This is a genomic window from Salipiger sp. 1_MG-2023, from assembly GCF_030547555.1.
Classification (GTDB): Bacteria; Pseudomonadota; Alphaproteobacteria; order Rhodobacterales; family Rhodobacteraceae; genus Salipiger.
The window spans coordinates 261,998-268,716 of sequence record NZ_JAUOQN010000001.1 but is presented as its reverse complement, the minus strand read 5'-3'; the positions used below and the strand labels follow the sequence as shown (position 1 = coordinate 268,716).

Annotated in this window: 5 protein-coding genes; all 5 read right to left on the bottom strand. The window is 64.5% G+C overall.

All coding sequences use genetic code 11. The features are described 5' to 3' along the window. Nucleotides 1-223: 223 nt before the first annotated feature. A complete protein-coding gene (locus tag Q4543_RS01275) occupies nt 224-1,879 on the bottom strand; it encodes a peptide ABC transporter substrate-binding protein (protein ID WP_216006119.1) in 1,656 nt (551 codons plus the stop codon). 94 nt (nt 1,880-1,973) lie between these two features. Beyond that, nucleotides 1,974-3,308, bottom strand: a complete 1,335-nt coding sequence (locus tag Q4543_RS01270; RefSeq protein ID WP_303435879.1) for an FAD-binding oxidoreductase — start codon at nt 3,306-3,308, stop codon at nt 1,974-1,976. Next, nucleotides 3,308-4,006: an SDR family NAD(P)-dependent oxidoreductase gene (locus tag Q4543_RS01265; protein ID WP_303435878.1), complete on the bottom strand. Its 699-nt coding sequence runs from the start codon at nt 4,004-4,006 to the stop codon at nt 3,308-3,310. Before Q4543_RS01265 ends, Q4543_RS01270 begins: the two co-directional genes overlap by 1 nt. Continuing rightward, nucleotides 3,997-4,500, bottom strand: a complete 504-nt coding sequence (locus Q4543_RS01260; RefSeq protein WP_303435877.1) for a MarR family winged helix-turn-helix transcriptional regulator — start codon at nt 4,498-4,500, stop codon at nt 3,997-3,999. The genes Q4543_RS01265 and Q4543_RS01260 overlap by 10 nt, the downstream gene beginning before the upstream one ends. 211 nt (nt 4,501-4,711) lie before the next feature. Then, complete coding sequence (locus Q4543_RS01255) at nt 4,712-6,325, bottom strand: ABC transporter ATP-binding protein (protein ID WP_303435876.1); 1,614 nt, start codon at nt 6,323-6,325, stop codon at nt 4,712-4,714. Nucleotides 6,326-6,719 lie beyond the last annotated feature (394 nt).

Here is a 6,719-nt window from a genome sequence, read left to right as displayed (position 1 = left end):
GGGGGGGGGGGGGGGGGGGGGGGGGGGGGGGGGGGGGGGGGGGGGGGGGGGGGGGGGGGGGGGGGGGGGGGGGGCGGCCGGCGGGGGGGGGGGGGGGCGGCGGGGGGGGGGCGCGGGGGGGGGGGGGGGGCGCCCCCCGCGCCCCCCGGGGGGGCGGGGGCCCCCCGGGGCGGTTGCGCGTGCCGGGCAAAGGGGGAAAACCCCGGCGCGCGCAGGTCTCAGATCAGGACGTCCATTTCCACGACCGCACGTTCCACGTGCCGATGCGGTTGTTGACGTTCTGGGTCGGGCCTTCGACGCCCTCTTTCCAGCCGGCCACCACGGCGTATTGGAACAGCGGCAGGAAGGGCAGATCCTCACGCATGATCTTTTGCTGTTCCATGTACAGCGGCTTGCGGTCCTCGGGGACAAACAGGTTCGCCGCCTCGGTCAACAGCTCGTCGACCTTGGGATTGGCATAGGCCATGGTGTTCTGGCCCGAGCCGCCTTTTGCCGGAATCTTCGTCGACATCCAGTAGTCCGAGGAATCCGGGTCGGCGCCCGACAGCGTGGAAAGACCCACCACGACCGAGTCGAATTCCGAGTTCATCCAGTAATCGCCCCACATGACGGCGGGGGGCAGGTTCTTGATTTCCATCTTGGCGCCGATTTCGGCAAAGGTCTGCTGAATGAACTGCTGCGCCTGTTCACGCAGGTGGTTGCCCGCGGTGGTCGAGTTGGTGAATTCCAGCCGCACGCCGTCTTTTTCGCGCACGCCATCGCCGCCCATGACCCAGCCGGCCTCATCCAGCAGGGCGTTGGCCTTTTCGATGTTGAACTCGTGCTTGGGCAGGTCGGGGTTATAGTAGAACGACTGCTGCGGCATGTAGGTTTCGGTCGGGGTCGGCACGCCGTAATACAGCGCGTCGATGATCGAGGTCTTGTCGACCGCAAGGTAGAGCGCCTGACGCACCGCCGGGTCCTGAAACACCGGGCGCATGTTGTTGAAGCCGATGGATTCGAACGTGGCACGGCCCATGACCTGCACGGTCTTGCCGTCCAGGGTCTGCGCCTCTTCCAGATGGTCCGGCGAGATGTACTGAAGGCCGATCACATCGACATCGCCCGATTTGAACTGGGTGTACATCACGTTGAGATCGGGGATGTACTTGATGATCAGCGTTTCGATATAGGGGCCATCACCGTGGTAATCGGGGTTGGCGACCAGCTCGATGTGATCCCCGGCCATGCGTTCCTTCCACTTGAAGGCACCGGTGCCGATCGGGGCATTGTTGAACGGGGCGGTGTTGGGGTCTTCGACACCGTCGAAGGCGTGCTTGGGGATGATGAAGGTCGATGCAAGGATCGCGCCCATCGGGGCGAAGGGGGCCGTCATTTCCCATGTGATCTCGGTCGGGGACAGCACGGTGATGTTTCTCATCAGCTCATAGCCGGTGGACCGGAAGCTGATGAAATCGGGGTTCATCGGCAGCTCGAGGCTGAACTTGACGTCCTCGGCGGTGAACGGCGTGCCGTCATGCCATGTCACGCCGTCCTTGAGCGTAACCTTCCACGTCAGGCCATCCTCGGAGATGCCGCCGTTTTCCACGGTGGGCACCTCGGCGGCGAGCAGCGGGAAGAATTCGCCATTCTCGTCAAAATCGATCAGCGTGTCGAAAATCGCGTAATAGACGCCTTCATCCACCTCGATATGCGGCATCAGCGGGTTGAAGACGGTGGGCTCCTGGCTGAAAGACAGCACGATCTGGCCCTTGGGGTCGGCATTGGCCGCAAGCGCGCGGGTGCCGGACAGGGCGGTGGCGGACATCAGGCCCGCAGCCCCGAAAAGTTGCAGCGCGCCGCGCCGGGTAAAGCCCTTGCCGGGCAGGTCTTTGGTCATGATAGCGTCTCCCAGTTGGTTGGTTGAAGGCGACGACCCGTTTGCCGGATTCTGTGTCGCGGGTTGGCCCGGCCCTGAATCAGGCCGGGTAGGATCAGAAACCGCTGATGATCTCGATCTTCGAGCCATCGGAAAAGCGGTTGAAACGGAACGGGGTCGGATCGACGACGGGCGTCTTGCCGGTCACCAGATCGGCGGCAAGCTTGCCCGCTGCCGGGCCGATGCCAAAGCCATGGCCGGAAAAGCCGGTGGCGATGAAAAAACCGGGCGTGCTGTCGATGGCCGAGATCACCGGCACCGCATCGGGCGTGACATCGATGGCCCCGGCCCAGCGTTGGGCGATCTCGGCCTTTTCGAACACGGGGAAGGCGCGGCGCAGGTTGGCCAGCGCCTCGTCCTGCAATTTGAACGCCGGTTTGGGGTCGAGCACGCGGCAGTATTCAAACGGGCTGGCCTCGTCGAGCGACCATTTGTTGGGAATGCGTGCCTCGTCATAGAAGCGCCCGCCGAAACGCAGCATCAGCGATTTCCATTCGGCGCCAAGCGCGGGCAGGAAATCTTTCATGTAGCGGAAGCTGTCGGGCACGATGTCGACAATATTGCGGAAGCCGTCGGCGATGGTATAGCCGCCGTCCTGCCGCTTGCGGATCGAAAAGCCTTCGGACCAGATCGCGGTTTCCGGGCCACCTTCGAGCGGCTTGGTGCGGATCACCGAATTCTTGACCTTGAGCTGCGGCAGCCGCAGCCCGGTGTTGCGCGCGAACAGCGACGACCACGCGCCGCCCGCCAGCACCACCTGTTCGCAGGCGATGCTGCCGCGTTCGGTTACCACGCCGGAAACCTTGCCCCCCGATGTCTCGATGCCGCGCACAGCGCATTCGGTCAGCACATGCGCACCGCGATCACGGGCGGCCTCGGCGATGGCGGGGGCGGCTTTTTGCGGCTCGGCCCGGCCATCGACAGCGTTGAAAAGCGCGCCCTTCACATCCATGTTGCCCATGCCGGGGGCCAGTTCGGCCATTTCGGCTTTTGACACCATGCGGCTTTCGAACTGGTAATCCTGAAGGTTCTTCAGCCAGCGTTCGTGCTGTTCGTATTCCTTGTCGGTGGCGCAGGAGAACATCACGCCCGAGCGTTTGTAGCCCAGATCGCGGCCCGTGCGGGTCGCCATGCCGTCCCAGATCCGCAGCGATTCGGCCATCAGCGGCACTTCGCGCGGATCGCGCCGGGTGATGCGCACCCAGCCCCAGTTGCGGCTCGATTGCTCGTGCCCGATGCCGCCCTTTTCGCACAGCGCCACCTTGAGGCCGCGTTCGGCCAGCTCAAGCGCGGTCGAGCTGCCGATGATGCCGCCACCAATGACGACGACGTCGACTTTTTCAGGAAGATCCGCATCCCCATGAACGGGAACGACATAAGGTCCGGGCATCAGAAAAACTCCTCGGCCTGACAGTTGACGTGAAATTCGGTGACCGAGGCGGTGTTGGGCAGCGCGAGCAGCATGGCGATTGCGGCGGCGAGATCTTCGGGCTGGGTCATTTCGGTGGTGGGCTTGCCGGTCAGGCTGACGGCCATGTCGGTGGCGACAAAGCCGGGGCAGACCGCGGTGGCGCGGATGCCATGGTCAAAGCCGACCTGCCGGAAGCCATGGGTCAGCGCCACGGCGGCGAACTTGCTGACGCTGTAAGATGAAGATCCGGCGGATTTCACCCGCTTTCCCGACAGCGAGGCCAGCACGATGATCCGCCCGGCCCCGCAGGCGATCAGATCGTCCCACGCGGCCTTGGCAAGGCGGCGGGGCGCCTTGACGTTGACCTCGAACATGTCGTCGAAATCGGAATCCTCGGCCTCGATGACGTTTTTCGGGATCATGATGCCGGCATTGGCGACGATGGCGGTGATCGGGCCAAGCGCCGCGCGGGCCTGTTCGGCCCAAGCTGTGGCGGCTTCGGGGTCGGCGGCGTCATATTCCATGACATGAACGCGCGCGGGGTTGGCCCAATCGGGCAGTTTCGGCGTGCGCATTCCCAGCGACACCTTCCAGCCCGCCTCATACAACGTTTTCGCCACCGACGCGCCGATGCCGCGGCTGGCGCCAGAGATCAGGGCAACCTTGTCTACTGCCATTTGTCTCGTATTCCCATGTAAGCGCGCTTGAGCAAGCGCATGAACTGGTCCCGATCCTCGTCGGGGATGACATCGAAGAACTCGCGTTCCTGCTGGCGGATGATCTCGCGGACCTCCTCGGCGAGCGCGTGGCCCTTGGGCGTGATGTGCAGCGCCTGGGCGCGGGCATCGCCGACATGGGTCTCGCGGGTCGCAAGCCCGGCTGTCACCAGCTTGTCGATCACCCGCCCGGTGGCAGGGCGGTCGCGCATCAGCACCTTGGCAATGGCCGAGGGCCGGATGCCGGGATAGTCGTCGATCAGGAACAGCGCGGTGATCTTGCCCTTGCCCTTTGCCACCTCGAGATGGCGCATCCGCGCGTCGAGATCCTTGGAGACCGCGGAATCGATCGAGCGGATGTACCAGCTGAACGCGCCTTCCAGAATGTCGATGCGCAGCCCGGCGATTTCAAAGGGCTGCTCGTCGTCCGGGGTATGATCGTGGGCTGCGGTCATGCCTGTCCTGTCCCGCCGGGGCGGATGGTGTGGGGTCCGTGAGTGGGGCCTTGTCAGGAAAATGCCTGATGACGGTAGCGTGGCAAGAGTAGTTGTTGTTTACAACTACTTTGCGCGGGCGAGGGGAAATTTCGTTGAATCAGCCCCGAAAACGCCCTGATCCGGTGCAAAATGCAGGCAAAGGGGCGATTGCCGCCCCTTTGCGGGCTATTCAGCCGCCGGGAATGGCCGCCACGAGCGAGCGGGTATAGGCATCCTGCGGGTCGCGGAAGATGCGCGAGGGCGGGCCAGCCTCGACCACCTTGCCCTTGTGCATGACAAGGATGTCGTCGCAGATCTGGCTGGCGACGCGCAGATCATGGGTGATGAAGATCATCGCAAGGTGCCGTTCGCGCCGGATGCGGTCGAGCAATTCCAGCACCTGCGCCTGAATCGACACATCGAGCGCCGAGACCGCCTCGTCGGCAACGATCACTTCGGGGTCGAACATCAATGCCCGGGCGATGCCGACCCGCTGCCGCTGCCCGCCCGAGAATTCATGCGGATAGCGCTCATAGGCCGACGCATCGAGCCCGACCAGTTCCAGTGTGTCCTCGGCGCGCTTGCGGGCGGCGGTCTGGCTCATCAGGCGATGCGCCACCGGCCCCACGGTCAACGCCTGCCCGATGGTGAAGCGCGGGTTGAGCGAGGCATACGGGTCCTGAAAGATCATCTGGATGCGCGGGCGCAGCGGGCGGAAGGCCTGCTCATCCAGCGTCACGAGGTTTTCACCCTGAAAGCGGATCTCGCCGCCATCGGCATCGGTCAGCTTCATCAGCACCTTGCCGAGCGAGGATTTCCCCGAGCCGGATTCGCCCACCACGCCCAGCGTCTCGCCCTTGCGCAGGGTGAAGGAAATGCCGTTCACCGCGTGGACCTCGCGCATCTTGCCAAGAAAGCCGCTGCGGGTGCGATAGGTCTTTTGCAGCCCGCTCACCTGCATCACCACCGGCGGCTCCTTGGCACGGCTGCGGTCCTGTTCGCGCAGGGTCGGCACGGCGGCGATCAGCTTTTGGGTATAGGGATGCTGCGGCGCGGTCAGCACGTCGCCAGCGATGCCCTGTTCGACGATGTCGCCCTTTTCCATGACGATGACGCGGTCGGCGATTTCCGCCACCACGCCGAAATCATGGGTGATGAACATCACCGACATGCCCTTGGCGCGCTGCACCTTGCGGATCAGTTCGAGGATCTGCGCCTGCGTGGTGACGTCAAGCGCGGTGGTTGGCTCGTCGGCGATCAGGATGTCGGGGTTCAGCGCCATGGCCATGGCGATCATCACCCGCTGGCGCTGACCACCCGACAGGCGGAACGGGTACTGGTGCTGCAACAGCTCGGGGTCCGGCAGGCCAACCTCGGTCAGCATTTCGACGACGCGGGCAGGGCGCGACGCCGGGGTGCCCTCGTCGTGGTAATCGAGCACTTCGCGGATCTGCGCGCCGATGGTCATCAGCGGGTTGAGCGCCGACAGCGGGTCCTGAAAGATGATCGACACGGCGCGCCCGCGCATCTTGCGCTTTTCGGCTTCGCTCTGGGTCAGCAGGTTCTTGTCGCGAAAGATGATCTCGCCGTTGCGCACGGTCATCACCGGCGGCAGCAGCCCCATCACCGCGCTTGCGGTCACGGATTTGCCGGACCCGCTTTCGCCAATGATGCAGAGGATCTCGCCGGGGCGCAGGTCAAAGCTGACGTCCTTGACGGCGAAGACGCGATCATGGTCGCCGGGCAGCGCGACGGTCAGGTCGCGCACCGACAGGACCGGCGCACCGGTCTGGGTATCATACATGTCAGTTCCAGTCGTTTTTCGTTATTATGCCCGGGCAGACTGGCAGATCGCATGGGGTCGAACAAATGCTGACAGCCTTTCCCGCGCGTTTTAAAGCAGCGGTGCTGTCGTCATAGGCGGATTACGACGGTGCCCAGCCTGCCGCGCCCCAGTGGCTGCTTGATCGGCGCGTGCACCGGCGCGGGCCCGTCAGGGTGCATGCCGCGAAGCTTGCCTTCCCGGACGTTGGTTTCCCTGATCGTGCTGAACACCCGGACCACGTTCGCGACCAGCCTGTCCGGCTGTGTCAGTTGCGCCGGTCGAGATCGCGTCTGTTGACGATGCGCAGGGGTTGTCAGCCCGCCGCCGATCCCGCTTCCGAGCGGGTCATCGTGGCAAGCGCACAGCCGAAGCC